The sequence below is a fragment of the Alistipes sp. genome (assembly GCF_048465635.1).
GTDB lineage: Bacteria > Bacteroidota > Bacteroidia > Bacteroidales > Rikenellaceae > Alistipes.
The window spans coordinates 101,498-126,525 of sequence record NZ_DBFWLF010000016.1 but is presented as its reverse complement, the minus strand read 5'-3'; the positions used below and the strand labels follow the sequence as shown (position 1 = coordinate 126,525).

21 protein-coding genes and 1 riboswitch are annotated in these 25,028 nt (G+C 61.5%); of the genes, 12 read left to right on the top strand and 9 right to left on the bottom strand.

Annotated features, from left to right (window positions below):
- Window positions 1–77 precede the first annotated feature (77 nt).
- The 4 genes from ACMO9O_RS06365 to nagB are packed head-to-tail and all read left to right on the top strand — an operon-like array spanning window position 78 to window position 4,606.
- Window positions 78–1,175 (top strand): phosphotransferase enzyme family protein, encoded by a 1,098-nt coding sequence (locus ACMO9O_RS06365; RefSeq protein ID WP_418982934.1) that lies wholly within the window; start codon window positions 78–80, stop codon window positions 1,173–1,175.
- Between the two features lie 2 nt (window positions 1,176–1,177).
- Window positions 1,178–1,819, top strand: a complete 642-nt coding sequence (locus ACMO9O_RS06360; protein ID WP_418982933.1) for a carbohydrate-binding family 9-like protein — start codon at window positions 1,178–1,180, stop codon at window positions 1,817–1,819.
- A gap of 2 nt (window positions 1,820–1,821) precedes the next feature.
- Entirely contained in the window at window positions 1,822–3,771 is a 1,950-nt protein-coding gene (locus ACMO9O_RS06355) for a 6-phosphogluconolactonase (protein WP_418982931.1), read from the top strand.
- Window positions 3,772–3,811: 40 nt separating this feature from the next.
- On the top strand, window positions 3,812–4,606 hold the full coding sequence (gene nagB, locus ACMO9O_RS06350) for a glucosamine-6-phosphate deaminase (protein ID WP_418982930.1): 795 nt from the start codon (window positions 3,812–3,814) through the stop codon (window positions 4,604–4,606).
- A gap of 187 nt (window positions 4,607–4,793) precedes the next feature.
- Here nagB and ACMO9O_RS06345 read toward each other — a convergent pair whose 3' ends face one another.
- Entirely contained in the window at window positions 4,794–6,404 is a 1,611-nt protein-coding gene (locus ACMO9O_RS06345) for a DUF4465 domain-containing protein (RefSeq protein WP_418982929.1), read from the bottom strand.
- Between the two features lie 158 nt (window positions 6,405–6,562).
- A riboswitch (cobalamin riboswitch) is annotated at window positions 6,563–6,762 on the bottom strand.
- A gap of 50 nt (window positions 6,763–6,812) precedes the next feature.
- Here ACMO9O_RS06345 and fabD point away from each other — a divergent pair.
- The 3 genes from fabD (at window position 6,813) to ACMO9O_RS06330 (ending at window position 9,847) form a co-directional block, all read left to right on the top strand.
- Window positions 6,813–7,694: an ACP S-malonyltransferase gene (fabD, locus tag ACMO9O_RS06340; protein WP_418982927.1), complete on the top strand. Its 882-nt coding sequence runs from the start codon at window positions 6,813–6,815 to the stop codon at window positions 7,692–7,694.
- Between the two features lie 159 nt (window positions 7,695–7,853).
- Complete coding sequence (locus tag ACMO9O_RS06335) at window positions 7,854–9,083, top strand: ROK family protein (RefSeq protein ID WP_418982925.1); 1,230 nt, start codon at window positions 7,854–7,856, stop codon at window positions 9,081–9,083.
- Between the two features lie 236 nt (window positions 9,084–9,319).
- Window positions 9,320–9,847, top strand: coding sequence for a GNAT family N-acetyltransferase (locus ACMO9O_RS06330; protein WP_418982924.1), 528 nt, complete (start codon window positions 9,320–9,322; stop codon window positions 9,845–9,847).
- A 47-nt stretch (window positions 9,848–9,894) separates the two neighbouring features.
- Here the strand turns inward: ACMO9O_RS06330 and ACMO9O_RS06325 are convergent, their stop codons facing one another.
- Complete coding sequence (locus ACMO9O_RS06325; RefSeq protein WP_418982922.1) at window positions 9,895–11,202, bottom strand: PL29 family lyase N-terminal domain-containing protein; 1,308 nt, start codon at window positions 11,200–11,202, stop codon at window positions 9,895–9,897.
- Window positions 11,203–11,458: 256 nt separating this feature from the next.
- Between ACMO9O_RS06325 and ACMO9O_RS06320 the strand changes: the two genes are divergently transcribed.
- Complete coding sequence (locus ACMO9O_RS06320; protein WP_418982920.1) at window positions 11,459–12,223, top strand: glycerophosphodiester phosphodiesterase family protein; 765 nt, start codon at window positions 11,459–11,461, stop codon at window positions 12,221–12,223.
- Between the two features lie 127 nt (window positions 12,224–12,350).
- Here the strand turns inward: ACMO9O_RS06320 and ACMO9O_RS06315 are convergent, their stop codons facing one another.
- A complete protein-coding gene (locus ACMO9O_RS06315; protein WP_418982918.1) occupies window positions 12,351–13,145 on the bottom strand; it encodes a DeoR/GlpR family DNA-binding transcription regulator in 795 nt (264 codons plus the stop codon).
- Window positions 13,146–13,348: 203 nt separating this feature from the next.
- Between ACMO9O_RS06315 and ACMO9O_RS06310 the strand changes: the two genes are divergently transcribed.
- Together ACMO9O_RS06310 and pgtP are read left to right on the top strand one after the other, a co-directional pair.
- Window positions 13,349–14,920, top strand: coding sequence for an FAD-dependent oxidoreductase (locus ACMO9O_RS06310; protein WP_418982917.1), 1,572 nt, complete (start codon window positions 13,349–13,351; stop codon window positions 14,918–14,920).
- Between the two features lie 11 nt (window positions 14,921–14,931).
- The gene (gene pgtP, locus ACMO9O_RS06305) at window positions 14,932–16,320 is read left to right on the top strand and encodes a phosphoglycerate transporter protein PgtP (RefSeq protein WP_418982916.1); all 1,389 of its coding nucleotides are present in this window, start codon (window positions 14,932–14,934) and stop codon (window positions 16,318–16,320) included.
- Between the two features lie 10 nt (window positions 16,321–16,330).
- On the opposite strand, the gene ACMO9O_RS06300 is transcribed toward pgtP, so the two are convergent.
- The 4 genes from ACMO9O_RS06300 to abc-f all read right to left on the bottom strand — a co-directional run bounded on the left by ACMO9O_RS06300 (window position 16,331) and on the right by abc-f (window position 21,553).
- Window positions 16,331–16,903: a M48 family metallopeptidase gene (locus ACMO9O_RS06300; protein WP_418982915.1), complete on the bottom strand. Its 573-nt coding sequence runs from the start codon at window positions 16,901–16,903 to the stop codon at window positions 16,331–16,333.
- 6 nt (window positions 16,904–16,909) lie between these two features.
- Complete coding sequence (locus tag ACMO9O_RS06295; RefSeq protein WP_418982914.1) at window positions 16,910–18,646, bottom strand: DUF4153 domain-containing protein; 1,737 nt, start codon at window positions 18,644–18,646, stop codon at window positions 16,910–16,912.
- A 19-nt stretch (window positions 18,647–18,665) separates the two neighbouring features.
- Window positions 18,666–19,394 carry a 23S rRNA (guanosine(2251)-2'-O)-methyltransferase RlmB gene (gene rlmB / locus ACMO9O_RS06290; RefSeq protein ID WP_418982912.1) on the bottom strand — a complete coding sequence of 243 codons (729 nt, stop codon included), beginning with the start codon at window positions 19,392–19,394 and terminating at the stop codon, window positions 18,666–18,668.
- A 122-nt stretch (window positions 19,395–19,516) separates the two neighbouring features.
- Window positions 19,517–21,553 (bottom strand): ribosomal protection-like ABC-F family protein, encoded by a 2,037-nt coding sequence (gene abc-f / locus ACMO9O_RS06285; protein ID WP_418982910.1) that lies wholly within the window; start codon window positions 21,551–21,553, stop codon window positions 19,517–19,519.
- A gap of 79 nt (window positions 21,554–21,632) precedes the next feature.
- Between abc-f and ACMO9O_RS06280 the strand changes: the two genes are divergently transcribed.
- Complete coding sequence (locus tag ACMO9O_RS06280) at window positions 21,633–22,193, top strand: HD domain-containing protein (protein ID WP_418982909.1); 561 nt, start codon at window positions 21,633–21,635, stop codon at window positions 22,191–22,193.
- Between the two features lie 47 nt (window positions 22,194–22,240).
- Here the strand turns inward: ACMO9O_RS06280 and rpe are convergent, their stop codons facing one another.
- On the bottom strand, window positions 22,241–22,891 hold the full coding sequence (gene rpe, locus ACMO9O_RS06275) for a ribulose-phosphate 3-epimerase (protein ID WP_418982908.1): 651 nt from the start codon (window positions 22,889–22,891) through the stop codon (window positions 22,241–22,243).
- Window positions 22,892–22,951: 60 nt separating this feature from the next.
- On the opposite strand from rpe, the gene ACMO9O_RS06270 reads away from it, so the two are divergent.
- The gene (locus ACMO9O_RS06270) at window positions 22,952–24,313 is read left to right on the top strand and encodes a DNA recombination protein RmuC (protein ID WP_418982907.1); all 1,362 of its coding nucleotides are present in this window, start codon (window positions 22,952–22,954) and stop codon (window positions 24,311–24,313) included.
- Window positions 24,314–24,448: 135 nt separating this feature from the next.
- Here ACMO9O_RS06270 and ACMO9O_RS06265 read toward each other — a convergent pair whose 3' ends face one another.
- Window positions 24,449–25,009: a hypothetical protein gene (locus ACMO9O_RS06265; protein WP_418982906.1), complete on the bottom strand. Its 561-nt coding sequence runs from the start codon at window positions 25,007–25,009 to the stop codon at window positions 24,449–24,451.
- Window positions 25,010–25,028: the final 19 nt, after the last annotated feature.

The window sequence follows — 25,028 nt, the reverse complement described above, 5'->3', positions numbered from 1 at the left end:
TGCGGGTAACCCACTTTTTTGCTATCTTTGACCGTACAATCGGCCCTAAGCCGATCGATAACCGACCAACTGATCCCATGAAGGCTCAATTACTCCAGATCGCTTCGCAGTTCGCGCTCGACGGCGCGATCGCCTCCGTCGATTCGCTCGGCGACGGTTTCATCAACGACACGTTCATCGTCCGCACCGAGGGCGGCGCACCGGACTACATCCTCCAGCGCAAGAACAAGCAGATCTTCCCCGACGTCCCGGCCATGATGGAGAACATCCGCAAGGTCACCGACCACATCCGCCGCGGGGTCGTCGCCGCGGGCGGCGATCCGCTGCGCGAGGTGATGACCGTCGTTCCGGCCAAAGACGGACGGCTCTACCACCTCGACGCTGAGGGCGAATACTGGACCGTGACGGTCTTCATCGACGACACCGTAGCCTACAACAAGGCCGACTCCGAGGAGCTGGCCCGCAAGGGCGGCGAGGGGATCGGCAAGTTCCAGGCGCAGCTGGCCGACTTCCGCGAGCCGCTGGCGGAGACGATCAAGGGCTTCCACAACATCCGCCACCGCTTCGTGCAGTGGGACGAGGCGCTCGCGCGCGATGCGGCGGGCCGCCGGAAGAAGCTCTCGGAGGAGATCGACTGGATCGAGTCGCGCCGTGCGGAGATGCTCGCCTTCTGGGCGAAGGTCGAGGACGGCACGATCCCCACGCGCGTGACGCACAACGACACGAAGATCAACAACGTGCTCTTCGACCGCGAGGGCCGCGTCCTATGCGCCATCGACCTGGACACGGTGATGGCCTCCACGTCGCTCAACGACTTCGGCGACGCCATCCGCACCTACGCCAACACGGGCGACGAGGACGACCGCGACCTCGGCCGCGTGAGCCTTTCGCTGGGCATGTTCCAGGCCTACACCGAGGGGTATCTCTCGCAGCGGGCGCGCCAGCTCACCGAGGCAGAGATCGACCACCTGGCTTTCTCGGCACGCTACATCACCTACGAACAGGTCCTGCGCTTTCTGATGGACTACATCGACGGCGACACCTATTATAAGATCAAGTACCCCGAGCACAACCTCGTGCGCACGCACGCGCAATACAAGCTGCTGCAAAGCATGGAGGAGCAGTACGACGCCATGTGCGCCGCGGTGCGCGAGACGGTCGAAAAATACCGGTAACGATGGAAATCCGCAAAATAGCGCTCGACACCGCCGATGCCGCAGCCGTCGAGGAGGCGTTCGCCGCCACCGAGGCACAGCCCGTCGCCTCGTGCAACTGGCCCGAGGAGTACCCCTATGCCCCGAAGGTCTCCTACCGCATGTTCCATACGGGCCTTTACCTCATGCTGCGCTTCGAGGTGGAGGAGCGCTACACGGCGGCGCTCGTCACCGAGGACAACGGTGAAGTGTGGACCGATTCTTGCGTCGAGTTTTTCATTGCATTGGACGACAAGGGGTACTACAATTTCGAGACGACCTCGATCGGCCGCATGCTGCTTGGCTACCGCCGCTCGCGCAACGAGGGGGTCGAGCACGCTTCGGCGGAGGTCCTCGCCTCGGTGCGCCGCACGACGACGCTGCCCGGGGAGCCGTTTCCCGAGCGCGAGGGCGACAACCGCTGGGCGGTGACGCTGATAATCCCAGCCTCGGCGCTCTTCCGCCACACGCTGCGGGAGTGGAGCGGCGTGGAAGCGCGCATGAACCTCTACAAGTGCGGCGACAACCTCTCGCACCCCCACTTCCTCTCGTGGAAGCCCATCCGGACGGCGAAGCCCGACTTCCACCGCCCCGAATTTTTCGAACGAGTCAAATTCAACCGATAACGATGAACAACAAGTATTCACTTCCCAAAGACGGCGGGCTGATCGCCGAGTCGACCCCGCGCGACATCATCCACCGCTACGAAAAAATCCTCACGCGGGTTTACGAGAACGAGTACGACGGAGTGCAGTACGTCGCCGATCTGATCGTCAAGGCGATCCGCAACTACAACCAGACGCACCTTTCGAACGAGGTTTACGAGGAGTCGCAGCCTTTCGTGCTGGGACTGACCACCGGCCGCACCCCGCTGGGGCTCTACCGCGAACTGGTCCGCCGCCACGAACAGGGGCTGATTTCGTTCAGCAACGTGGCCGTATACAGCCTCGACGAGTTCTACCCGATCCGTTCGACCGAGCAGCAGAGCCGCAACTACCGCATCCACGAGGAGTTCCTCAACCACATCGACATCCTGCCGGAGAACGTGCACATTCCCGACGGCACGATCCCCGAGGACCGCATCTCGGAGTACTGCGCCTCGTACGACCACGCCGTACGCCGGATCGATTTGATGATCATCGGCGTGGGCGAGGACGGGCAGATCGGCTTCAACGAACCCGGCTCCTACTCCAAGTCGCGCACGCGGCTGGTGCAGCTCACCCACAACACCCGTAAAATCCAGTCGGGCGCATTCTTCGGACTGGAGAACACCCCCAAGATGGCCATCACCATGGGCATCGACACCATCATGCGCGCCGACCGCATCATCCTGATGGCCTGGGGCGAGGAGAAGGCGCGCATCGTGCAGAAGGTCGTCGAGGGCGAGATCACCGGGCAGGTTCCGGCCTCCTACCTCCAGGCCCACCCCAACATCGAGGTGGTCATCGACGAGAACGCCGCGCAGCTGCTCACGCGCGAGCAGACCCCCTGGCTGGTCGGTCCCTGCAACTGGACGCCCAAATTCGTCCGCAAGGCCGTGGTATGGCTTTGCGGGGTGGTTCAGAAGCCTATTCTCAAACTCACCTACAAGGACTACATCGAAAACTCGCTGGGCGAACTGCTCGAACAGGGACGCACCTACGACCAGATCAACATCGATGTGTTCAACGACCTGCAGCACACCATCACGGGGTGGCCGGGCGGCAAGCCCAACGCCGACGACTCGACGCGCCCCGTGCCGTCGAACCCGTTCCCCAAGCGGGTGGTGGTCTTCTCGCCCCACCCCGACGACGACGTGATCTCGATGGGCGGCACGTTCATCCGCCTCGTGCAGCAGGGACACGACGTGCACGTGGCCTACGAAACCTCGGGCAACGTGGCCGTGCACGACGACGTGGTGCTGCAGAACATCGACACCGCCCGCGAGCTGGGCTTCGGCAACCACTATGCCGAGGTCGAGAAGATCATCGCCGGCAAGAAGAAGGGCGAGCCCGAGCCGCGCGCGCTGCTCGACCTGAAGGGGGCGATCCGACGCGCCGAGGCGCGTGCCGCCGTGCGGTCGTTCGGGCTGAACCCAGACACCAACGCCCACTTCCTCAACCTCCCGTTCTATGAGACGGGCGGCATCAAGAAGGGACAGCTGACCGAAAAGGACATCGAGATCATCGTCAAGCTCCTGCGCGAGGTGAAACCCCACCAGATCTACGCTGCAGGCGACCTGGCCGACCCGCACGGCACGCACCGCACGGCGATGGAAGCCATCCTGGGCGCACTGGAGGTCGTCAAGGACGATCCCTGGATGAAGGAGTGCCACCTGTGGCTCTACCGCGGGGCATGGATGGAGTGGGACCTGGGCATGGTCGACATGGCCGTGCCGCTTTCGCCCGACGAGCTGATCATGAAGCGCCACGCCATCTACCGCCACCTCTCGCAGAAGGACATCATGCCTTTCCCCGGCAGCGACCCGCGCGAATTCTGGCAGCGGGCCGAGGAGCGCACGCAGAACACCGCGAAGCTCTACGACCAGTTGGGCATGGCCGAATACCAGGCCATCGAGGTCTTCGTCAAAATGTTCTGACAAAGGTGAACCGAAATCGTAAAACGCTAAAACTTATCCTATGCGCTTAATCATCGAAGATACATCCCGACAGGTCGCCCAGTGGGCCGCCAACTACATTATCCGCCAGATCAAGGCCAAAGAGCAGGTGACCAAGTCGCCCTTCGTGCTGGGCCTCCCGACCGGTTCGACGCCGCTGGAGACCTACAAGGAACTGATCCGCCGCCACAAGGCCGGCGAGGTGTCGTTCCGCAACGTCATCACGTTCAACATGGACGAATACGTCGGTCTTCCCGAGGAGCACCCCGAGAGCTACCACTCATTCATGTGGACCAACTTCTTCTCGCACATCGACATCCGCCCCGAGAACGTCCATATTCTCAACGGCAATGCCGACGATCTGGTGAAGGAGTGCGCCGACTACGAGGCGGCCATCCTCGAGGCGGGCGGCATCGACCTGTTCATGGGCGGCGTGGGCGAAGACGGCCATATCGCCTTCAACGAGCCGTTCTCGTCGCTCAACTCGCGCACGCGCATGAAGACCCTCACCACGGACACCATCGAGGTCAACGCCCGCTTCTTCGGCGGCGACAAGTCGCTCGTGCCGAAGACCGCGCTGACGGTCGGCGTGGGCACGGTCCTCTCGTCGAAGAAGGTGCTGATCCTCGCCACGGGCCACAAGAAAGCCCGCGCCGTGCGGCACGGGGTGGAGGGAGCCTACAACCACCAGTGGACGATCTCCGCTTTGCAGGTGCACCCCAACGGCATCCTCGTGTGCGACGACCAGGCCGCCGAAGAGCTGCGTGTGGCCACCTACCGCTATTTCAAGGATATCGAGCGGGATAATCTGATTTGAGCCACGTCCGAAACGTTCGAAAGGGCTGTCCGCACGCTGTGCAGACAGCCCTTTTCGGAATTCGGTCATCCCGCGACGGGGGGAGGCAACGCAAAGAACCCGCGGGGCAAGGCAGTCCCCGCGGGTTCTTTCCCGGGCCTACTAATCTCTAAATCGGCGGCGCCCGGTATGCTTGTCACCCGGCAGCCTATTTGCCGGCGAGGACGAAACTCAGATCATCCAGCGCGAAATAGGCGGGAGCCAGCGGTCCGAAGCTGTTGCGCTCGTTGGTGTCGGTGGAGAAGGTCAGGCAGTCGACCTTTCCCAGCGACGAGAGGTCGACATACTGCCAGTCGCCGGCTTTCTTCGCGCCGTCGATCAGCATACATTCGACGCTGCCGGTCTTTGCCCCCTTGCACGAACCGGTGACGATGACCTTATAGTAATAGGTCGAGGCGCTCACCTGCGTGGGAACATACGTATAGGTGAGGGCCGTATTGGCCAGGTAGCAGTGGCGGAAGGTCACCGGCTCGCCGGCCACCTCGATCTTGGGGCACGCATAGCCGCCCGAGTAGGTATCCTCGTAGGCGATCAGCGCGACGTGACCGCTCTTTGCGTCGTCGGCCCAGACGGTGAACTGGTCGGCGTAGTCCAGCGCCGTGGCACTCTTGTCGTAGTTGCCCGTAAGCACGAAGCCGCCCCAGGCATCGCCGTAGCTGCTCGAAGCATAGTAGGTTCCGAACCAGAGGTTTTCATCCGCGGTCGAGCAGATATAGCCGTCGTAAGCCCCGTCGACCAGATAATTCGCATAGTTGGAGATGCTCTTGGCCCAGTAGGCGTTATGGTAGGTCGCGGAGACGGCGGCCCCCTCCATCGTGATGTCGCCCAGCGCGACCGGCTGCCCCTCGATGTCTTTCAGCCCCTCCGTCGGTTCGAACGATACCGTCACGGCCTCGCTTACGGTCAGATCGTCCAGACAGAAGTAGGTCGGAGCGATCGTATCGTTGGAGACGACCCGGAATTTGAGCGCCGAGACCGCCCCGAGGCCCTCGGTCGAAACCTTCACCCAGTCATCGACGCGCTTGCCGTCGGCCACCAGCGGACACTCTATCTCCCCGAGCACTTGGCCGGCGGCATCGTACCCCGTGATGCGCACCGTAAAGTAAAAATCGGTTTTGGTCGACTCGTAGGGATAGAGTGCCGTCGAATTGGCCAGACAGAGGCTGGAAACGACACGGGGCATCGTAAAGGTGATCGTCGGAGTGGCGAACTTACCGCCCGTCCAGGTCGCGTCGAACGCCGCGAGGAACGTATCCGTGCCGCCGGCCCCTTTCTCCGCCCAGGCGCTGAACTGATTTTTGAGGTCCGTTGCTGTCGCCGTCCGGTTGAAATTCTTCGAGAGAACGAAGCCGCCCCACGTATCCATCTGCGTGCCCCAGCCCGTACCGTCCAAGTAGTAGGAACCGATCTCGATGCCGCCGTCGGGCGAGGTAATGAGCACCCCGTCGTAGACGTTGCCCATATATTCCTCACGGGTGGGGTAATCGGGCGAATTGGCCCAGAATACGTCGCTGTAATCGCCGGCCACCGAGCCGCCCACGACCGTAATGTCGCCCGGAAGCGCCGGGGCGCCCTTGCTGTCGAGCCACCCCTCCGACGCCTCGAAAGAGCAGACCTGCCACGTTTCGGTCGGCGTGGGGGTCGGGGTCGGCGTAGGAGTTGGCGTAGGTTCCGGTTCGGGCGTATCCCGCCAGGGATCGTCGTCGGAGCAGGCGGCCAGCGCGAGGACCGCAAAAGCGAGGAGAAGCAGTTTTTTCATCGTTCGTTCAGTTTATAATTGCACAATAAATAAAAAATCGGTCCCAGCTTCCCGGAATCGAATCCTCCATTTCGTGCATACTGCCACTCAGGCTTCCCTAAATATACAAGGCCCGACCGATGCTCCGTTCTCCGCAGATACATCCGAAACAAGAACTCCTCCCGAGGAAGGCGCAAGGCAGGTCTTCTGGCTCGTTCCTGCCGCAACGCCTTCCCGGTCCTAAGACCAGTGGCTCAGAGAGTTGCGGCACATTACGGAACTTACAGCAGCGGGAACTGCTGCCGATTTTCACGGCATTCCCATTTAATCGCGCGGGGCCTTGCCCGGCCCTTTGCGAACCATTGCGGTGCAAAGTTAAAAAATAAATTCGTATCTTTGTCGGCGCAAACAATAAAAATGTCGAAACTTATGAAACACGCATACGTTTTCCCGGGCCAGGGCGCCCAGGCCGTCGGCATGGGTAAGGACCTCTACGACAACGTACCCGCCGCGAAGGAGCTGTTCGAGCGGGCCAACGAGATTCTCGGCTTCCGCATCACGGACATCATGTTCGCCGGCACGGACGAAGAGCTGAAGCAGACGAAGGTCACCCAGCCCGCCGTATTCCTCCACTCGGTCATTCTGGCCAAGGCGCTGGGCGTCGAACCCGACGCCGTGGCGGGTCACTCGCTGGGCGAATTCTCGGCGCTGGTAGTTGCGGGCGCGCTCTCGTTCGAGGACGGTCTGCGGCTGGTGTCGAAGCGAGCGCTGGCCATGCAGGCCGCCTGCGAGCAGCAGCCGGGCACGATGGCCGCCATCCTCGGTCTGGAAGATAAGGCGGTCGAGGAGATTTGCGCCTCGATCGACGGCGTGGTCGTGGCCGCCAACTACAACTGCCCGGGACAGCTCGTCATCTCGGGTGCGGTGGAGGCCGTCGAGGCCGCCTGCGAGCAGGCCAAGGCCGCCGGAGCACGCCGCGCGCTGCGTCTGCCCGTGGGCGGTGCGTTCCACTCGCCGCTGATGGAGCCGGCCCGGCAGGAGCTTGAAAAGGCCATCAACGAGGCGCCGTTCCGGCAGCCCGTATGTCCCATCTACCAGAACGTCGACGCCAAGCCCTACACCGATCCGACGGCCATCCGGGCCAACCTGGTCGCCCAGCTGACCGCTCCCGTGCGCTGGACCTATATCGTGAGGAACATGCTCGCCGACGGGGTGACCGAATTTACCGAACTCGGCCCCGGCACGGTCTTGCAGGGTCTGATCCGCAAGGTCGACGCCAACGCGGCCGTGGAGTCGAAATCGACTTTGTAATCAATTACTTACCTCTGAAAGGAATGTACCGTTTCCGGTACATTCCTTTTTTGTTTCCGATAGTATTTCAAAAATTTATTAAATTTTATTAAAAACTTATTGCATTTATTAAAGATACTTATTATATTTGCAGAGTTCGTTAAAAATAAGACAGGAAGGATGACATCGCTGACCGAATTTTTCAACAAACACGAAGAGGACGCCCTGAAAGGCATTTCGCACAAGAACAACATCATCAAGCGGAATATCATCGCCTACATGGCCGTCAACGGCGAATGCACGCTTTCGGAGCTGACCAAGGAGCTTCATATCAGCGTACCGACCATCACCAAGCTCGTGCAGGAACTCGTCGACGAGAATATCGTGACGGACCTCGGCAAGGTGGAGACCCCGGGCGGCCGCCGTCCCAACATCTTCGGACTGGCCAATTCGGCGATCTACTTCGCGGGCGTCAACGTCGGCCGCGACAATATGACTTTCCTGATCACCGACCTGCAAAACAACATCATCAAGGAGGAGAACGACCCCACGTTCGAGCTGCTCGACCGACCGCAGTGCATGGAGCGCATCTGTTCGTCGATCGAGCATTTCATTGCGACGTGCGGCGTCGACCGGGGCAAGATTCTCGGGCTGGGCGTCTGCATGACGGGCCGCGTAAACCCCGATACGGGACGCAGTTACAAATATTTCACCTCGACCGAACAGTCGCTGCGCGACATGCTCGAGGAGCGGGTCAACATCCGCGTGCTGCTCGAGAACGACACCCGCGCCCGCTGCTACGCCGAGTACACGTGCGGCAAGTCGAAGGACGAGAGCAACGTTTTGTACCTGCACATGGGCCGCGGCGTGGCGATCGGCATCGTCGTCGACGGGCAGCTCTACTATGGCAAGAGCGGCTTCGCGGGCGAATTCGGCCACATTCCTTTCTTCGACAACGAGATCATCTGCTCATGCGGCAAGAAGGGGTGTCTCGAGACCGAGGTTTCGGGCATCGCCATCGAGGACAAAATGTCGCACCTGATCGAAAACGGCGTGAACACCATCCTCAAGGAGCAGTACGACCAGCAGAAAACCATCCATATCGACGACATCATCGCCGCAGCCAAGAACGACGACAACCTCTCGATCGAGCTGATCGAAGAGGCGGGCGAAAAGGTCGGCAAGGCGGTGGCTTTTCTCATCAATACGTTCAACCCCGAGACGGTGATCGTCGGCGGCAACATGGCCGCGGCAGGCGACTACATCATGCTCCCGCTCAAGTCGGCCACGAACAAATTCTCGCTCAACCTGGTTTACAAGGACACCAAATTCCGCCTGTCGAAAATGACCGAGAACGCCAACGCCTGGGGCGTGGCGATGCTGATCCGCAACAAGGTGATCGGGTTGTAAGGCCGCTGCAAGGGAGGGGACGTTCGCGTTTCGGCGACGTTGCCGTTCGGCGGATGCAACCGGTCCCGGCATCCCGATATGCAGCGTATCCGACCTTGCCTGGCATTCGCAGACCTGACGGGCATCCGTATCCTTTGCTGAATGATCGGCGGAAACGCTACCGACTTACCCCCCCCCGCTTCAGGAAGCGTCCCGGCGGGGATTTTGCACCGCACCGGATCAAACACACCGCATCCATGACCAATATCGAAGGAAAAATCACCCGTCTGCGGGCCGTCGAACCGGAGGACATCGACCGAATGTACCGCTGGGAGAACGATTACGACATCTGGCTGGTGAGCGGCACGACCGCCCCTTTCTCGCGGCAGCAGATGCAGCGCTTCGTCGAGCGACAGCAGGATGCGGACATCTTCAGCGGACAGCTGCGGCTGATCGTCGAAACGCTCTCCGATGCGAAAGCCGTCGGGGCCATCGACCTCTTCGAGTTCGATCCGATCAACAGCCGCGTCGGGCTGGGCATCCTCGTCTACGAGCTTTCGGACCGCGGGAAAGGCTATGCGGCCGACGCCGTGGAAACCTTGTGCCGCTACATCCGCGACCGGCTGCATCTGCACCAGGTCTGGTGCAACGTCGGCACGGACAACGAAGCGAGCCTCAGCCTGTTCCGCCGGGCGGGATTTACCCAATCGGGCGTCAAACGCGACTGGCAGCGGCGGCCGGACGGCTACCACGACGAGGTGATTCTACAAAAGATTTTTGATTAAAAAAGATGGCCTGCAAAATTGCAGGCCATCCGTCCTTTTTCGGGACACTACTCCGCAGCCTCGATCTGCTCCGCATAGTCGCTCCACCCTTTCGCCGCCTTATAGGCGTCTACCGCCGAAGCCGGAACCCGGATAACCAGCGTTGAAACCGGTATGCGCTCGAAAACGCTTTCGCCGAGTACGGGCGGCATCTCGCTTTTGCAGCTGATATTTTTCAACGACAGGCAGTAGCTGAAAGCGTAATCCCCAATCGTCTCCAAATTGGCCGGAAGCACAACGGTTTCAAGCTCGTCGCAGTCGCAGAACTCGCTCTCGGCCAAAGCAGTAACCCCGGTAAAATAGCCCAATTCGCGCAGCGACCGGATCGGTTTGGCATTGAACGCCTTTCGCAGAGACGTGACTGCTTCGGCTTCCGCAACAGACAACTCTCCGTCGTTATCGACATCCCAGCGGGAGATGCAGATGCTCTTAACGAGTTCGTCTTCGAACAGGATCGCATCCACCACGACATTGCCGACAAGCGGTACGGTGAGTACCGTCCCGTCGTGCAACGTGAAATAGACATACTCGTCATCCGCCGAAACGCTTCGGAACATTCCGTCGCCCTCCTCTTCGGAGACTTCACCTACTTGCGTCCAACTCTCCCCGTCGCAGGAGACATACCAATAATTATCCTCGACCTTCAGCTGCGGCACAACGTCGGCATCTCTCTGCACCGGCAGTTTCCGATGATCGGCATCCAGCAACCAGACCCCGTTAAGCGTCCAATAAAAGCGGTCGTCCTCGTCCCGTCGCACTCCGACCACAGGCGCGACCTCACCCTTCCCGGCAAAGACCGTTACGGATTCCCGCTTTTCGAAAGCGATCGTGTAACCGATCTTCTCCGTACCGTTGTAGAGGGGAACAATTCCGGTAATCCGGTCCGCTTCCGACAAAACGTCGACCAGCGATTGAAGCGCCCCGATATTGGCGTTCATCCTTCGGCAGAACTCCTCGAGCCGTTCCACGCGGTTTTCCAGATCGTCGATCCGCTTGCCCAGATCGTCGTCCTTGCAACCGGACAGCCACATCACGGCACACACCGAGGCGGCCAACACAATCAATTTTTTCATCTTGAAAACATTTACGTTCCGCCCCGGCTCCGACTGCGGATTATAAGCAAAAAGAAAGTGTGGAGCTGTTCGTCTATCCGTACCGAGGTTCTGGAATACCCGCAAACAAATAAACAATACCCCACACTTGTACAGTATGGAGCAGACACTCGCATACCGATACAAGTGATGAGTGTATTCGTTTTCCCTGTTTGCTTGAAATTTTCCAGATTTCGGTACAAGGATGAAGCGAAACACTTTCATCAAATATGTCTTGTCGGATACCCGACCTTACAAAAATAGAAAATGTTTTTCGAAAATCGACAAACGAAAGAACTTTAATCGGCAAATAACAGATCCGGGATTCGGTTTCCGGCTTGCACGGGACAGCATTCGGCGGGACAGCCCCATTCCGGGCCGAAAGCAGGCGGATGGAAGTTTCAAAGTTGCAATTCCGGAAATAATCGCTATCTTTGTCCTGGTTTCGTTTCAAAAGTCATCCACCAAAACCTACAACGACATGACCAAACAGATCATCTGGACGGCTGCGCTGCTGCTCACGGGAAGCGCCGTCCTCGCACAACCCAAAGTCATCGCCCACCGCGGCTACTGGAACACGCCCGGTTCGGCGGAAAACTCGCTCGCCTCGTTCACCAAAGCCGACGCCATCGGCGTCTTCGGCTCGGAAATCGACGTCTGGCTTACGGGCGACGACCAGCTCATCGTCAACCACGACAAGGTGTACAAAGGCACGAAAGTCAACATGGAGAAGGCCCCGCTGGCCAAAATCACAGCGGTCGAACTGCCCAACGGCGAGACGATCCCCACGCTCGACACCTACCTCAAACTCGTCGCTTCGAAGCCCGACACGCGGCTTATCCTCGAGATGAAATCGCTCTCGGACTACAACCGCGAGGACCTCTCCGCCCGCAAGATCGTCGAGGCGCTGCGCAGCTACGACTTGCTCGACCGCACGGATTTCATCGCCTTCTCGCTCAATGCCTGCTTCGCCTTCAAAAAGCTGTTACCCGAGGGGCGCATCTTCTACCTCAACGGCGACCTCTCGCCCAAGAGCATCAAGAAGCTCGGGCTGACCGGCATCGACTACTCGGTCAAGGTGCTCCGCCGCCACCCCGAATGGGTCAAGGCCGCGCACGACGCGGGGCTGGAGGTCAACGTATGGACCGTCGATTCGGAGGAGGACATGCGCTACTTCATCGACCTGGGTGTGGATTACATCACTACCAACCGACCTGAGGAACTGCAGGCGCTGCTGAAAAAATAGCTGTCCGGAAAGCCGGAAAACCAAGAGGGTGTCTACCGATGTAGACACCCTCTTTATTTATTGGAAACCCGGATCGGAGGCTGACCGCCTGAAGAATGACCGCCGGAAGCGATCGTCTCGGATGCGCTTACGCCTCCACCACGGTCACCTCCACGCCGCATTCGCGCAGGCGTTCCAGATAGACCGGCTGCACGCCGCTGTCGGTAATTACGCGGTCCACGGCCTCCAGATCGCAGATCTTGCTGAAGCCCCGGCGGCCGAACTTCGACGAATCGGCCAGCACGACCACCTTCTGCGCGGCGTTGATCATCGCCGCGTTCAGCGACGCCTCCAGCATGTTGGTCGTGGTTAGTCCGAACTCGGTGTCGATGCCGTCGACGCCGACGAAGAGCTTGCTGCAATTGAAGTTGCGGAGCATCTGCTCGGCGAAAGGTCCCACCACCGAGACGGAACTGCTGCGGGTGATGCCGCCCAGCTGCAGCACGTCGATGTCGGGATTCTGCGACAGGATCTGCGTGACGGGCACGGCGGCCGTGATGACCGTCAGGCGGCCTTCGGGCTTGATCTCCCGCGCCAGAAAGGCCATCGTGGTCCCCGAGGCGATGATGATCGAATCGCCCGGCTCGATCAGCCGGGCCGCCGCGGCCCCGATGGCACGCTTTTCGGCCACGTTGCGCTTCTCCTTCTCATTGACGTGGCGGTCGCTGATGTAGGGACTGATCAGAATCGCACTCCCGTGCGTGCGGTACAGTTTTTTCTGCTGCTCGAGGTAGGAGAGGTCTTTGCGGATGGTCACCTCCGAAACCTTGAACTGTTCGGCGAGCTGCGTCACCGTGATCGAGCCGTTCTGCTGGAGCAGCGCCAGTATCCGGTTGTGCCGTTCGGGAAGGCTCGGAATCGCTTCGTCGCCTGGTTTGTTCATGCCGGTAGCCATATCGTTATGCGGTTGTGTCTGCAAGATACGAAAAATATCGGAATTTCCGAAGTGTGCAAAATAAAATATCTTTCCTATCGAAACATCAAGCGAAAGCATACATTATGAAATAAAAGTAAAAATATTTTGAAAAATAAAAAATCATCCGTACTTTTGTTGCGAAACGAAACTAACAATACAACATAACGGTTATGAAAAGAGCTGAACAACTCGAAAAGCTGTCCGAAAAGGGCAAAATCTGGGATATGGTGGTGGTAGGCGGCGGAGCCACGGGACTCGGCGTGGCCGTCGACGCGGCCACACGCGGACTGAGCGTCGCGCTGCTCGAAAAGACCGACTTCGCCAAGTGTACGTCGAGCCGTTCGACCAAGCTCGTGCACGGCGGCGTGCGCTACCTGCAGAAAGGCGACGTGATGCTGGTGCTCGAAGCGCTGCGCGAGCGCGGCCGCATGAAGGCCAACGCCCCCCATCTGGTGAAGGACCAGGCGTTCGTGATCTCGAACTACAGCTACTGGGACAACTTCCTCTATTTCTGCGGTCTGACTTTCTACGACATGCTCTCGTTCGGCTTCGGCTACGGACGTTCGAAGTTCATTTCCGCAAAAAAGGTGATGAAATACATTCCCACCTCGGTCGAGAAGGGGCTCAAGGGCGGCGTGGTTTACCACGACGGACAGTTCGACGACTCGCGCATGGCCGTGAATCTGGCGCAGACCTGCGTGGAGAACGGCGGCACGCTGGTCAACCACACCACCGTCCGCAACATCCTGCACGACGAGGCGGGCCGCGTGGCCGGCGTCGTGGCCGTTGACAACCTCTCGGGCAGGGAGTACACCCTGCGCGCCCGCAGCGTGGTGAACGCCGCCGGCTGCTTCGTGGACGACATTATGCACATGGACAGCCCCGAACACCGCCGGATGGTGACCCCGAGCCAGGGCGTGCACCTGGTGCTCGACATGAAGTTCCTCCAGAGCGACTACGCCATCATGGTCCCCAAGACCTCCGACGGCCGCGTGCTCTTCGCCGTGCCCTGGCACGACAAGGTCGTCGTCGGGACGACCGACATCGTGCGTCCCAAGGCCGAGGAGGAGCCCAAGCCGCTCAAGGAGGAGATCGACTTCATTCTCTCGACGGCGGGCCTCTACATGAATCCCGCCCCGACCTACAAGGACATTTTGTCGGTATTCGCCGGCCAGCGGCCGCTGGCGGCGCCCAAGAAGGAGGGCAAGAACACTAAGGAGATTTCGCGCAGCCACAAGATCATCGTCTCGGACAACGGGCTGGTGACCATCACCGGCGGCAAGTGGACCTCCTACCGCCTGATGGCCGAGGACACGGTGGACAAGGCCATCGAGGTGTGCGGACTGCCACGCCGCAAGTGCGTGACAAAGAAGTTCCGCATCCACGGCTACCGCAGGAATCCCGACCTGACCAACCACCTCTACGTCTACGGTTCGGACGAGGCGAAGATTCACGCCCTCATCGAGCGGGAGCCTGCGCTGGGCGAAAAGCTCTCGCCCAAGTACGACTACACGCTGGCCGAAGCCGTTTGGGCCGTGCGCGAGGAGATGGCCCTGACGGTCGAGGACGTGCTGGCACGCCGCGTGCGGCTGCTGTTCGTCGATGCGCGCGAAGCCGCGGCCGCAGCGCCGAAAGTCGCCGCCGTGATGGCCCGCGAGCTGGGGCGCGACCAGGCGTGGATAGACGATCAGGTGAAAAATTTCACGGAACTGGTGAAAAGTTATATCTTTGAGCAGAAATAACCGTTCGGAAGATGTGGAAAATACTTCAACCTCCCGCCTATAAACCGGAAACAGCGCCCGACAAGGTAGACGCGAAATACAAAAAGATGCGTCTGCAGGTCTTTCTGGGCATCTTCATCGGGTACGCCGGATTCTATATCGTCCGCAAGAACTTCTCGATGGCGATTCCGGAGCTGGCCCTGCTGGGCTTCGATCAGAGCGAGCTGAGCATCGTCCTGTCGATGAACGCCGTGGCCTACGCCCTTTCGAAGTTCCTGATGGGGAGCGTGTCGGATCGCAGCAATGCACGCGTTTTCCTGCCGCTGGGGCTGGTGCTGGCCGCCCTGTCGATGATGTTCATGATCGTCCCGGTCACGCTGCTCGGTCCGGAGCACAAGCAGCTGGCCATCGTGCTGATGGCGGCGCTGAACTTTCTGGTCGGCTGGTTCAACGGCATGGGGTGGCCTCCTTGCGGCCGGGTGATGACCCACTGGTTCTCGCAGAACGAGCGCGGCACGAAGATGTCGATCTGGAACTGCGCCCACAACGTCGGCGGCGCGCTGGTCGGCCCGATGGCCGTCTACGGCGCCATCTGGTTCGGCTCGTGGTTCTACGGGAGCCACTCGGAGTACTACTTCCTGATCGGAACCTACCTCTTCCCGGCGGTCGTTGCCATCTTCATCGCCATCCTCGCCTACGTGCTGATCCGCGACACGCCGCAGTCGTGCAGTCTGCCCTCGGTCGAGAAGTGGCGCAACGACTTCCCGAAAAATTACAGCGCCAAACAGGAGGAGGTGCTTACGACCCGCGAGATTTTCTTCAAGTACGTCCTCAATAACAAGCTGCTGTGGTATATCGCCATTGCCAACGCCTTCGTCTACATGGTGCGTTACGGCTGTCTGGACTGGGCGCCGACCTACCTGCGCGACGCGCAGGGCTACGACATCAAGCAGGCGGGATGGGCCTATTTCGCCTACGAGTTCGCTGCGATTCCCGGGACGCTGATCTGCGGCTGGCTGAGCGACAAGGTGTTCCACGGACGGCGCGCCGTGCCCACCATCCTCTTCATGGCCATCGTCGCCGTGTTCATCTTCCTTTACTGGCAGTTCTCGTCGAACTACGTCGTGGTCACCCTGTCGCTGATAGCCATCGGGTTCTTCATCTACGGCCCCGTGATGCTCATCGGCGTGCAGGCGCTCGACCTCGCTCCGAAGAACGCCGCGGGAACCGCGGCCGGACTGACCGGATTCTTCGGCTACTTCCTCGGCACGGCCATCCTGGCCAATATCGTCATCGGCTCCGTGGCCGACAAGGCGGGCTGGGACTGGACGTTCATCCTGCTGATCGGAGCCTGCGCGCTCTCGATCCTCTTCATGGCATTCACCTACAAGGGGGAAAAGAGAATATTCGGAGAGCGGTAATCCCGCGGATTCAACGGATCGTAAAAGCCCTCAGCTCCCGGTTGAGGGCTTTTTCGTTGCCGCCCACGAGCCGGTCGACCAGCGCGTGAAAGCGCGGCGAGTGGTCGTGGTGCACGGTGTGACAGAGTTCGTGGATGATGACGAAATCGCGCAGATGCTCGGGCAGCTTCATCAGAAAAACGCTGAGCGAGATGGTATTGCGACCCGAACAGCTCCCCCACTTGGTCCGGGACGCGCGGATCGTCAGCCCTGCGTATTTCAGCCCGGTCTGCCGCGAAAGACGCTCGATGCGCGCCGGCAGGTCGGCTTTGGCGGCGCGCCGCAGCTCCTCCACAAGCGCCTTCGCCTCGTCGGGCGGCAGGGCGGGTACGACCCGCGTGCGGGCCGCCATGCGGGCGCGCGCCGCTTCGATCCAGTCGACCTTCCCCTCCAGAAATTCGAGGGCGCGGCGCTGCGCGACGCCGTATGGATAGGAGAGCCGCACCGCACCCGTACCGCGGACGCACACCGTAATCCGGCGCGCGCGGCGCGTGCGGGAGAGGGTGATCGCACCCAGCCGGGGATGTTCTATGACCGAAACCACGGTTTGTCAGCGGGTCAATACGGCCTCGACGGAAACTCCGTCCAGCCGGAGCGTGGAATCGCGCCATTGAAACTGCAGGTCCGAGAAGAGGATCAGCAACCCCTCCTCCCGATAGATCGTCAGCGAATCGGCCGCGGCTTGCAACCCTTCCTCCGTCGGGAGGGCTTCCAACCCAGCCCTTGCGAGCTGCCGCTCCAGCAGGACCGGAGCCGGAATGCGGAAAGGTGCGTGCGAGGCCCCGAAATCGATGCGCAGCGTATCGGATTCGAACCGATATTTGGGTGTGCGGTCGGAATAGTAGCTGGTCTCCATCCCCGCGTAGAGCGTCCGGTAGCCGACGGGAAGCGTGATGCGGCGCGAATCGGCATGGATGGAAAACCACCTGTCCGCGAACGTACTTCCGCGGTTGTAATCGTAGCCGTAGACCACGTAATCGTGCAGAGCCGCCGGCACGGCCCCGCGGATTTGCTCCATGTCCGCGCCGAAGCGTTCGAACGTTCCGCTATCGTGAGCGGCCACGTATTCGAGCGCCTCGTACAGGCGGCGGTAGTCGCTGCGGCGCAGCGAATCCGCGGCGAAAGCGTCCAGCCGGAGGCTGCCGTCCGGAGCGAGCACGTCGAGCTGCCGGGCAGTGTGCACGGCGCGCCGCAACTGCGAGCGGAGAGCCAGCCGTTCGGGGTGCAGCGAGGGGACATAGGCCAGGGCGGCGAGGCAGACGAACCCCGCCAGCCCCACAAAGAGGTAGCGGCCCGTGCGTCGCGCGAGGAACAGCAGCACGCAGAGCGTCATCAGTCCGCCGCAAACCAGCAGCCAGACGCGCGGCTCGGTGAGACCGTACTCCCCGACGCGGCGCACGGCGCCGATCCAGAACAACAGCTGCGTCGGCAGCGAAATGAGGCTGAAACGGTCGAAGAACCAGTCGTAGGTCCGGTCGGGCAGCAGCGACTGCAGCGCCTTGACCAAGAGCGCGCAGAGCGTGAAACCGAACACGAGGTAGGCCACCCCGCCCTCGGGCAGCGACCACATGAGGACAATCTTGACCATGTAGAGGTAGAGGATGCCCGTATAGATCAGCACCGCAGGCGTCACGACGTAGTTGAGCAGCCCTGCGAAGACGCGGCTTCCCGCACACTCGGCCCCTTTCCAGCGGTCGTAGAGGATCAGAAACAGCGCGGGCCCGGCGAAGGTCTCCGTGAGGATCAGCGCATAGATCCAGACGTGTTCGATCCACCGCCCCTCCAGGCCGAAAATGTAGGTCGCGGAGAAGAAGATCGCCCCGAAAAGGCCCAGCGCGACGTTGGCAAAAAACGCGGCCAGCACCCCTGCACGCAGCCAGATCACCCCGTCGCAGACGAACCGTTCGTTGCTAACGGCGCGACGGCTCAGCAGCACCGCCAGCGGGGCCAGCGCGAGCAGGGTGATTATTCCCGGTTCGCTGCCGATCCATGCGGGAAATCCGCTCCAGAGCATCAGCGGGACGAACGGCGCCCAGACGGCCCAGTAGACACGCCGCCACGGGCCGCAGCCCGCCAGATTGCCCGCCGCCAGCGCCGCGGCGAATGCGAGCGGCAGCCCCCACAGGCGCGTCAGCGCCTCGTCGCTCCAATCCGCTTCATAAGCCGCCAGACAGCACACGCAGCCGACGGCCACGATCAGCGCTTCGACCGGATGCCGGCGAAGCATCTGCACGAACCCCTCGCCGAGCCAGCGGCGGCAGCGTCCGATTTTCGCTTTTAGGTCCATCCTTTCCCGTTTTTTGAGGTTATCCGATACGCTGGCGCACCACCTCGAAAAGCATCACCGCGGCGGCGGCCGAGACGTTCAGCGATTCGATATGACCGATCAGGGGAATGGCCAGCTGCTCGTCGCAAAGTTTGAGCACCTCCTTCGAAATGCCCGTATCCTCGGCCCCCATCACCAGCACGGTCGGCTTGCGGAAGTCGGCGTCGTAGAGCAGCTTGCGGCTCTTCTCCGTGGCGGCGACGATCTGGAAGCCCTCCGTCTGCAACATTTTGACCGTATTGCGGATCGACCCCACGCGGCAGACGGGGATCGTCGTCAGCGCCCCGGCCGAGGAGCGGATCGCCTCGGCGTTGACCGGAGCGGAGTTTTTCAGCGGCGTGATCAGCCCGTGCGCCCCGGCGCATTCGGCCGAGCGGGCGATGGCTCCGAAGTTGCGCACGTCGGTCACCCCGTCGAAAAGGACGATGAGCGGCGTCTCGTCGTCGGGTACACGCTCCAGAATGTCGGCCAGCTGGACGTACTCGATGGCAGCGGTCTGCGCCACGACGCCCTGGTGGTTGCCGCGAGTGAGGCGGTCGAGCTTTTCGACCGGGACCTCCTGGAAATGGACGCGGTGGCGCATGCACAGCTCTTTCAGCTCCCGCATCAGCTGTCCCTCGGCCCCCTTGCGGATGTAGAGGCGCTCGATCTGACGGCCCGCCTCGATGGCTTCGGCCACGGGACGGATTCCGAAAATAAGGTTATCCATATTCTGTCAATGATTTCATATTGGTACGGGTCAGACCAGCCTATTCAGGGTTCGGCGGCCCGGCCGCCCCGCGAAAGCAACCGTGCTGCCGACAGGGCGGTTCCATTCGGTTCCAAGCGGGTCTACTGGCCCTCTTCGACGATCTCCAGCTCGTACGACGCCTTCTCCCACTCGTGCATCTGGTGGTCGTAGCGGGCCTTCAGATCGTTGTACGCCTTGTAGTCGGCCTCGTCGTAGGCGCTCGCCGCGGCGAACTTCGCGTCGTAATCCGCGATCTGCCGCTCGATGTCGGCCAGTTCGGCCTCGATCGTCTCGACGGCACGGCGCAGCTTGCGCAGCTGCTTCTCCTGCTCCTTGCGCTGCTCGTAGGAGAGTTTGCCCGAAGCGGCGGTTTTCCCGTCGCCATCGCCCGCGGCGGCTTTTGCCGGATCGCTCTTCGGAGCCGACGTACTCTTCGGGGCCAGCGCACCCTTCGGGGCCGCGGTTTTAGCTCCGTCGCCCTTCGCCGTTTTGGCCGGGGCGTCGCGCCGCTCGATCTCGTGCAGCGACTCCAGCTTGCGTTTCTCGAGGAAGTAGTAGATGCCGCCGAGGTACTCCTTCACCCCGCCGTCACGAAATTCGTACACCTTCTCGACCATGCCGTCGAGGAACTCGCGGTCGTGCGACACGACCACCACCGTACCGTCGTACTTGAGGATAGCCCGCTTGAGGATATCTTTCGAGCGCATGTCCATGTGGTTGGTCGGCTCGTCTAAAATGAGCAGGTTACGCGGTTCGAGCATCATACGGGCCATCGCCAGACGCGCCCGTTCGCCGCCCGAGAGCACCTTGACCTTCTTGTCGATGTCCTCGCCGCGGAAGAGGAACGCCCCCAGAATGTCCCGCAGGCGGGTGCGGATGTCGCCCACCGCCACGCGGTCCAACGTGTCGTAGACCGTAAACTCGCCGTCCATCAGATCGTCCTGATTTTGCGCGTAATAGCCGATGTTGACATTGGCCCCGATGCGCACCGAACCCTCGGTGGGCGCGAGCTGGCCCACCAGCATGCGCGCCAGCGTGGTCTTGCCCTCGCCGTTGCGGCCCACCAGCGCGATGCGGTCGCCCTTTTCGATCACGAAATTCGCCCCGCTGAAGACGTGCTTGTCGCCGAACGACATGCCCGCCTCCGCGATCTCGGCCACGATCTGTCCGGAGCGGGGCGCGGGCGGAAACTTGATGTTGAGCGTGGCCAGATCCTCCTCCTCGACCTCCAGCCGCTCGAGCCGCTCGAGCTGCTTGATGCGCGACTGCACCTGATTCGACTTGGTGGGCTTGTAGCGAAACTTTTCGATGAACTCCTCGGTCTTCTCGATCATCCGCTGCTGGTTCTCGTAGGCGGCCAGCTGCTGGGCGCGGCGCTCGGCGCGCAGCACGACGTACTTCGAGTAGGAGACCTTGTAATCGGTGATCTTGCCCAGCGAGAGTTCGACCGTGCGGTTGGTCACGTTGTCCAGAAAGGCGCGGTCGTGCGAGATGAGCAGCACCGCCCCGTTGTAATTCTTCAGGTACTCCTCCAGCCACTGGATCGACTCGATGTCGAGGTGGTTGGTAGGCTCGTCCAGCAGGAAGATCGAGGGGCGGCGCAGCAGCAGCTTCGCCAGCTCGATGCGCATGCGCCAGCCGCCCGAAAACTCGCTCGTGGCCCGGCCGAAATCCTCGCGCTTGAAGCCCAGACCGAGGAGCGTCTTTTCGATGTCGGCATCGCGCGTCTCGCCGCCGAGAATGTGGTAGTGGTCCTGCGCCTCGGTCAGGCGGTGGAGCAGCTGTTCGTAGGCTTCGCTCTCGTAATCGGTGCGCTCGGCCACTTCGCGTGTCAGACGCTCGATCTCCGCTTCGAGCCGCAGCACTTCGGAGAAGGCTTTGGCCGTCTCCTCGACCAGCGTCGTGGTGTCGGCCACGCGCATCGTCTGCGGCAGATAGCCGATGGTGCACTCGCCGTTCATCGTCACCACGCCCGAGGTGGGTTGCTGCTCGCCCGTGATGATGCGCAGCAGCGTGGTCTTGCCCGCGCCGTTGCGGCCCACCAGACCGATGCGGTCGCGGGGATTTATAAGGAAAGAGATGTTGTTGAAGAGGGTCCAGCCCCCGTAACTTACCGTGAGGTTATCTAAAGAGATCATCGTGTCCGTAATAACGGGACAAAGTTAGCGATTTAATCCGACAAAAAAGTAACTTTGTCCGCGTAAAGAACCCCCGATTATGGAGAAGTTGGAACGATACCTCGCTTTTATCCGCGAAGCCGAACGGCTCAAAGACACCCTGCGCTCGGCCCACACCTCCGCCGGACGGCACGAAAGCACGGCCGAGCACTCATGGCGGCTGGCCCTGTTGGCCCTCGCGCTGCTCGGCGAACGGCCGGACCTCGATGCGCGGCGCGTAGTGGAGATGTGCCTGGTCCACGATCTGGGAGAGGCTTACGACGGGGATATTTCGGCGGTGGACCAGCATGCCGACGACGGCAAAGCCGCCTCGGAGCGCAGCGCCGTGGAGCGGCTGACCGCCCTGCTGCCCGCAGAAGCGGGGGCGCGGATTAGGGCCGTGTGGGAGGAGTACGAGGCGTGCCGGACGCCGGAGGCCCGCTGGGTGAAGGCGCTGGACAAGGCCGAGACGATCATCCAGCACAACCAGGGTGCGAACCCGGCCGATTTCGACTATGCGTTCAATCTGAATTACGGTGCGGCGTGGTTCGACGAGGACCCGCTACTGCGGGAGCTGCGCGCCCTGCTCGATGCCCAGACCGAGCGAAACGTCAGGCGTTGAGCATACCGACGATCTTCGTCACGCGTTGAATATAACGCCAATCTCCATCAGGCGTTGAGCATGTTGACGATCTCCGCCTCGGGGTCGGCGGCCCCGAAAACGGCGTTGCCCGCCACCAGCGCATCCGCCCCGGCGTCGTAGAGCGCGCGGGCGTTGTGCGAGGAGATACCCCCGTCGACCTCGATCAGCAGTCCGGGCCGCAGCTCTTCGGAGAGCGCACGCAGTTCGCGCACCTTGTCGAGCGCGTGGGGCATGAACGACTGTCCTCCGAAACCCGGTTCGACGCTCATCACCAACACCAGGTCCACCAGCGGCAGAAAGTCGCGCAGCGCCCCGACCGGCGTGGCGGGCTTGATCGAGACGCCGGCCTTAGCGCCGGCCCTTCGAATCAGCTCGGCGCAATGCGCCGGATCGGCGCTCGCCTCCAGATGGAACGTCACGATATCGGCGCCCGCTTCGACGAAGCGCTCTACGTAGCGCTCCGGCTCGACGATCATCAGGTGCACGTCCAGACACTTGGCCGTGGCCTTGCGGATCGCTTTGAGCACGGGGAACCCGAACGAGATGTTCGGAACGAAAACGCCGTCCATCACGTCGATATGGACCCACTCGGCCGCGCTGCGGTCCACCATGCGCGTATCGCGGTCCAAGTGGCCGAAATCGGCCGAAAGCATCGAGGGAGCTACTATGCGGGGCATACGTTCAAAGTTTAAAACAAAGGTACGAAAAAATCGGCGGAAATTCGTACCTTTGACTGCATGAATACGGGATTAATCGTTGCAATCATCGTGCTGGGAGCGCTCGCCGCGGCGTTCGGAGCCGCCCTGCTGTTCCAGCGGCGGGAGGCTGAAAGGCTGCGGCAGGAGAAACTTTTCGCCGAAGAGGCCCGCGCCGCCGCCGAGGCGGAGGTGCGCGCCCAGACCGAGCAGCGCGCACGCACCGAGGCCGAGCTGGCGGCCGTGCGGGCGGCCGCGGCAGCCGAGATCACGACGCTCAAACAGCACGAGAGCGAGCGGCGCGAGGCCGAGCGGCAGGAGCGCGAAAAGGCGCAGGAGACGATGCGCCTGCAATTCCGCGACCTGGCCAACCAGATTCTCTGCGAGCAGTCGCAGCGTCTGCGGCAGAGCAGTCAGGAGTCGATCGACACGTTGCTCAAGCCCTTTCACGAGAAGATCACCGACTTCCGCAAGCGGGTCGAGGAGATCTACACCACGCAGACCTCGCAGCGGGGCGAACTGAAAGCCGAGCTAAAGAATCTGATGGAGCTTAACCGCCGCATCACCGCGGAGACGACCAACCTGACCAACGCGCTGAAAGGCAATTCGAAGGTACAGGGCGACTGGGGCGAAATGCTGCTGGAGACGATCCTCGAAAGTTCGGCCCTGACCAAAGGCATCCATTACCACACCCAATACAACATCAAAGACACCGAGGGGCGCAACCTGAGGCCCGACGTGGTGCTGCACCTGCCCGAGCAGAAACAGATCGTCATCGACTCGAAAGTGTCGCTCACCGCCTTCGTCGCCTATACCGCCGCCGAGGACGAGGACGAGCGGCGGCGCCAGCTGGCGGCCCACGTCGCCTCGGTGCGCCAGCACGTCACCGAGCTGGGGCGCAAGGAGTACCAGCGGCTGCTGAACTCGCCCGACTTCGTAATCATGTTCATCCCCAACGAACCCGCCTTTCTGGCCGCCTTGCAGTACGACACGTCCATCTGGTCGGACGCCTACGAAAAGAAGGTGGTGATCTCGTCGCCGACCAACCTGTTCGCCCTGCTGAAACTGGTCGCCGACCTCTGGAAATACAACGATCAGGACAAGAACACGAAGGAGATCGCCGCCTGCGGGCTGAAACTCTACGAGCAGGCCGTGGCGTTCACCGCCTCGCTCGAAGGGGTCGGCGCGGCGCTCGACAAGGCCCGTGACGCCTTCCAGGACGCCCGCAAGCGGCTCTGCACGGGCAACGACAACCTCATCCGCGTAGGGCAGCGGCTGCAAAAGACCGCCCGGCTGCAAAGCAAAAAGGGATTTTCGGCCCGGACGCTCGAACTGGCCGAGGCCGGGACGGACGAACCGAACGAGCCGGCAGACATTCCGGCGGAAACATCGGAGACAGCCTGACCTCAACGGGAAGGCCCTCGAACACTCCGCAAAAGCCGCCCGAAACGGCATGAACCGCACGAACAAATCCCGTCTGTCGACAGGCGGGATTTTGTATTTTACAGACAGTTAAAAGCTATCTTCGGCCACTCTTTCCTATTCGGGCCGCGCTTTCCAGCGCTTGCGCATCCGGCAGTCGATCCCCGGGGTCGCGTCGAGGGCCAATGTTTCCAGCAGATCCTCCCAAACCTCCTCCACCCAGTCTACCCGGCCGCGGCAGGCCCGCAGCACCTCGACCGCACCGATCCGCACGGCAACCTTTGCCGCCGGGTCCACGGCCCACTCGGCGGCCGCCGCGGCGATGCGTTCCATATCCTCCTCCGGCGGGGAGTATCCCCCAACAAGCAGCGCCGCCATGATCTTGGTCAGGTGACGGCGGGCGCTGGGGTCGGTGCAAGCCGCAAACCCGTCGTGGCAGAACGTGGCGGCAAAGGGTGCGAAGAGGTCCGGATCGGCGAAGAATATCCGGTCGAGCACGTAGGCGCTGCGGAAAAGCGCCCGGTGGCGCATCGGGGGCGAGAGCGATTCGTGCCGCGAGGTCGCCGCCGCATACAAGGCGTCCAGCGCCCCCGCCTCCCGGACCCGGGCGGCGAGCGTATCGGCAAAATCGGCGTGAAACGGCCCCGTCAGCAGCGGGATCAGCTCTTCCTCGTTCATGGGCGCAAGCTCTCGGAGC